At 60.8% G+C, this 4,090-nt stretch carries 8 protein-coding genes; all 8 read right to left on the reverse strand.

Annotated elements, in window-relative coordinates; translation table 11 throughout:
- Positions 1 to 88 precede the first annotated feature (88 nt).
- Positions 89 to 562 carry an HNH endonuclease signature motif containing protein gene (locus tag AB0300_RS18565; protein ID WP_366216652.1) on the reverse strand — a complete coding sequence of 158 codons (474 nt, stop codon included), beginning with the start codon at positions 560 to 562 and terminating at the stop codon, positions 89 to 91.
- Positions 559 to 912, reverse strand: coding sequence for a hypothetical protein (locus AB0300_RS18570; protein WP_366216653.1), 354 nt, complete (start codon positions 910 to 912; stop codon positions 559 to 561). Before AB0300_RS18570 ends, AB0300_RS18565 begins: the two co-directional genes overlap by 4 nt.
- Before the next feature lie 73 nt (positions 913 to 985).
- Positions 986 to 1,537, reverse strand: a complete 552-nt coding sequence (locus AB0300_RS18575) for a hypothetical protein (RefSeq protein ID WP_366216654.1) — start codon at positions 1,535 to 1,537, stop codon at positions 986 to 988.
- Positions 1,524 to 1,805 (reverse strand): hypothetical protein, encoded by a 282-nt coding sequence (locus AB0300_RS18580; protein WP_366216655.1) that lies wholly within the window; start codon positions 1,803 to 1,805, stop codon positions 1,524 to 1,526. Before AB0300_RS18580 ends, AB0300_RS18575 begins: the two co-directional genes overlap by 14 nt.
- Positions 1,806 to 2,053: 248 nt before the next feature.
- Complete coding sequence (locus AB0300_RS18585) at positions 2,054 to 2,734, reverse strand: lambda exonuclease family protein (RefSeq protein ID WP_366216656.1); 681 nt, start codon at positions 2,732 to 2,734, stop codon at positions 2,054 to 2,056.
- Positions 2,731 to 2,904: a hypothetical protein gene (locus AB0300_RS18590; RefSeq protein WP_366216657.1), complete on the reverse strand. Its 174-nt coding sequence runs from the start codon at positions 2,902 to 2,904 to the stop codon at positions 2,731 to 2,733. The genes AB0300_RS18585 and AB0300_RS18590 overlap by 4 nt, the downstream gene beginning before the upstream one ends.
- 164 nt (positions 2,905 to 3,068) lie before the next feature.
- A complete protein-coding gene (locus AB0300_RS18595; protein ID WP_366216658.1) occupies positions 3,069 to 3,437 on the reverse strand; it encodes a hypothetical protein in 369 nt (122 codons plus the stop codon).
- A gap of 431 nt (positions 3,438 to 3,868) precedes the next feature.
- Positions 3,869 to 4,033 (reverse strand): hypothetical protein, encoded by a 165-nt coding sequence (locus AB0300_RS18600; protein WP_280567069.1) that lies wholly within the window; start codon positions 4,031 to 4,033, stop codon positions 3,869 to 3,871.
- Positions 4,034 to 4,090: the final 57 nt, after the last annotated feature.

The following is a 4,090-nucleotide window of genomic DNA, read 5'->3' on the forward strand; positions in this document are numbered from 1 at the left end:
AACCATGCGTCCGGGTTCGTGGTGGCGCATGCGGCGTCTTGCATCCACGGTTCCGGGGTCAGGTTGTCCTCCGTATACACACGAATCGTCATGCTTCGGCCTTTGCTTTGGACCATGGTTGGCGCGACTCCCAATCAAGCCCCCGACGCCGCGATCGTTCGTACTCGCGTTTGCACACGAGGCAACGACGTTGGCCGTGATAGCTCGAGAGTTCGTGCCCCTTGACGCACTTCTTCGCGCCGGCAGCGGTGAGCTCCGAACGCCGCAGGTTCTCTGCGGGAGTGACCGGTTCCAGATGAGCCGGGTTGACGCATCGTCGGACTCGACAGAGGTGATCGAGGACTAGCCCGGGGGCAACCGCCCCAGTGGTGATGGTGTAGATCAAGCGGTGCGCCTGGTGGGTTACGTTGTTGAGCGACGCCCAGCCGTATCCATCGGGGCTCGTGCTCCTGTTCCAGAGCCAACAACCGCCAGGCCCGCGGGTTACGTTCCGGCGGATGTGGAGGGGCAGAATCTCGGGGAGACTCGCCTGCCACTTCGTCATGGGCTTCGGTGCAGTCATACGGTCACCTCGAGTTCGAGTCGCGCCTTACCGCTGGGTTCGTGGCGGATGATTGGGGCGCGTTTGTCCATGTACTGGGGGGTGTCATCGGGGACGATGCCGGCGTCTACGAGCCCGTCGCACATGGCTTTGAAGGTGGGGTAGATGTTGTCTGAGTCGCGGCGCCTCTTGTCTGTGACTACCCATGTGAGCTGCACGGTGATGTGTGTCTTGGGGTAGAGGTTGTCGCGGCGTGCGGTCATCTTGGTGATCTCGCGAACTGTGCGTGTGAGTTTGGCTTTGGCTGCCCAGTGGAGGCGTTGGTTTGCGTTGAGTGGCGGTCTGGGCCAGTCGAATGTGAGCACCGTCATGCTTGTCTCCTGGGGTGCAGTGAGGGCGCGCATCCGTGATCGGTTGCGCGCCCTCGTTTCGTATTGATTGTGTTTACTTCTCGAGTTCTGCCCGTCGAGTGTCGATGGCGTCTTTCACCTCACCGTGGATGCCGATGCGTGTTGCGTGTGCGGCGATCTCGTCGAGTTTGTGGGTGGTGGTTGCCTGGTTGATGGCGGCGTGTGCAGCATCAACAACCGACTGGTCTACGGGGGTGTCGGCGAGGGGTTGGATCATCACCTTCTTGGTCTTACCGCGGGTGATGACGTGTTTCGCTTCGAACGCCTTGTCGATGTGTGACATGGCTCGAATCCTGATGCCACCGACTGGTTGGCCTGCCCAGAGGACTTCGGGGTCATTCCAGAGCGTGATGCGTCGCCCAACCCACACGGTCGAGTCGGTCCCCCACGCCTGCACGATGTCCCGGAGCGCGGTCTTGGATGGCTTCCACGGGCGACCAGTGCCGTATGTGTCGGTGATGATGTGTACGGGTTGATCTGCTGGCCCTGGTTTGACGTCAACGATGGTGATGGTGACGTCGCGGCCTACGAGATCGATCGCGTTGAGCTGATCTGACTTCGCGACGATTGCGTTACTGACGTCCATCACCGCCTCCTTCCCGAGCCAACCGCAGGGCGGAGCGGGCCGCCTCCGCTAGCCCCGTAGACACGCCCATGCCCGAAAGCTCATCTATCGCGTGTGCGTGTTCGATTGCTTCATCTCGTTCTGTGGCCACCGCCTTCAAGGCGATAGCCAGCGTCAGGGCGTGCGCGGCGATCTGCGCTTTGCTCCACATGCCGTCGATTCGGCCGGTCTTCGCAACCAGATCAGATATCTTCTCCGCCGGGTACGCGGAATCCAGGTCGCCGCTCACCACTTCACCCGCCTCCGGCTGCATTTTGCAGCGCCAACGTGCCGAAGTACCAGCCGTCCCTTCTCGCGGACAACGTGGCACCCAAAGCACAACTCCAACTCAGAAGCCATCACGATCATCGGATTCCTCCTTCTTCTTGCTGAGCAGGCAAAGAACGCCGCAAAACTCGTGCTCGGTGGCAGTCATCGGGGCACAAAGGTGGGGCTCTGCATCGGGCAGGGCCTGCCCGCAGATGTTGCATCCGATATTCATGAGAATGTGATCTCCTCGATGCTGGCCCGCCGTTCGGTCGCTGGTAGACCGTTCGTGGCGGTGGTGAAGTTGTTGACGATGTTGGTGACGTTGATTTCGAACGCCTCGGCGGCCGTGGTGATGGCGTTGACCCAGCGGGTGTCGGGATAGACGCGTTTGACCCAGAGTGGGAGGCCGGCGCTGTACGAGATGTAGTCGCACCATTCGCGACCAGACACGAGCATGCCCGCGTGCATTTGGGCCATGTTCTCGAGCGGCGGCAACCCCTTCAACACGGTCTTGAGGTGCTCCTTGGGGCGCCGCGACTTGATCTCAATGAGCCCGTCTTCACCGACGATGCCATCCGGTGAGTAGCCGATCTTGTAGCCCCCGAAGTCGCGGACCATGAACCCGACCTGTTCGACCGGTGCGAAGTGCTCGGCGTAGGCGTCACGGGCGAACGGTTCGTCGTCCGTGCCCCGTTGCATGTCCGCGGTCGGGTACACGAATTCAACATGGCCGGTGATGCGTTCGGCGGCGAGTTGGAGGGTGAGGCCGCGTGATGTTTCGTTGTCCGCGACCTTCAACGTGGTGGGGGTGATGAGTTTGCCGATGGTGGATGCGGTGAGTAGACCGCATCTCGCAGCCAGCCAGTCGTCGGTGCCTTGTTCGAGCTCGGCGTACGTCGTGAGCGTCATGGGTTGATCTCGATTCCGGTGATGCCGAGGTTCTGGTAGGCGGCTTCTTGTCGTGCGGCCCGGTATGCGTGGGCCCACATGTCGGGTGGGTAGATGGTGAGCATGTAGGTGCCGCGGTAGACGCCCCAGCATCCGGATTCGGTGTGCGCAACACGAATACGACTAGTCATGGTGTGGTCCTTTCCATCCGCCGGCGTCTTGGAGTCGTTTCTGTGCCACTACGGATTCCCAGTAGCGGACGTGTGATTGTGCGAGTGCGATGGCTGTGGGGTTGTTGCCGTGTTGGGCGTGGTTGAGGTATGCCTGTTCCTGCGCCAACCGGTCCATAGCCTCATCAAGAGTCATCACGGCCTCGGATCGTGGAATCCGTTTGTGTGATTCGCGTCCGATAGCAGAGGCCGCAGCGGTCAAGCGGATGCTTGTGCATCGGCTTCCACTGATGCTCATGCTTGACGGCTACCACTTCTCGGCCTTGCAGGAAACTGACGAGAAGGCCCCAGCAGGGGTCGCACAGCGGGTCTTCCTCGTCGCATCGCATAGCGTTTCGGTCGTCGTGTCGAATGGTCGTGCTTGCGACGCGGACGGATCGTCGTACGGTGGTCTCGACCTTCTTCTGAACGATGCCCCAGAACGAGTAGCCAAGGATGTTGTCGATCGTCTCGACTGTCTCGCCGCATCTACGACACGTCTGTTTCTTGCTCATGGTCGTCTCCTGGTTTTGGGTTCGCGGCATGTCAGGCAGACGATGGCGAAGAAGGTAAAGAAGAGCCCCGTCAACCAGAGGGTTGCGGGGCTGTTGGGGGTGACGGCGATACACCCGAGACAGAGGGCGGCGAGTGTGAACGCCGCAAACCTGACCGTCATCATGTTTCGGCACCTTTCTGCTTCACCATCTCGGCGCACCACCAAGCAGTCCAATTCCGTCATCATCATGTCGCTTCCCGGGGTACGGGTATGTGCCAGGTGCGAGGCGTGGTCCTTCGGCTACGACACCAGCCCGCACCTCGGCATCATGAGCAGCCAACCAGCGATCGAAGGCGGCGTTGTAAACGTCGTCGAAGTCGAGGTCATTCGCTGGGCACTGGTCGCGCCACCATGCGTTGCGTACCTCCGCTGTGGTCGGCGTGTAGTCGTTCATCGGAGTGCTTCTCTCTGTTGTTCGGTGAGGAATCGGACGGGCCGTTTGAGGATGGTGCGTTCGATCTCGTCCCACATGTCCACCAAACCGATACGCCACATCGTGTGCGCCTGTAGCCCGTCGGCGAGTGCACGGAACACGGGGTCATTCGGGGTGTTCATCACGGTTCTCCTTTGAAACGGTTACGAGAAGCGACAGGGCGTCCACTCGTTCTTGCA

The sequence above is a fragment of the Microbacterium sp. NPDC078814 genome (assembly GCF_040702645.1).
Lineage (GTDB): Bacteria > Actinomycetota > Actinomycetes > Actinomycetales > Microbacteriaceae > Microbacterium.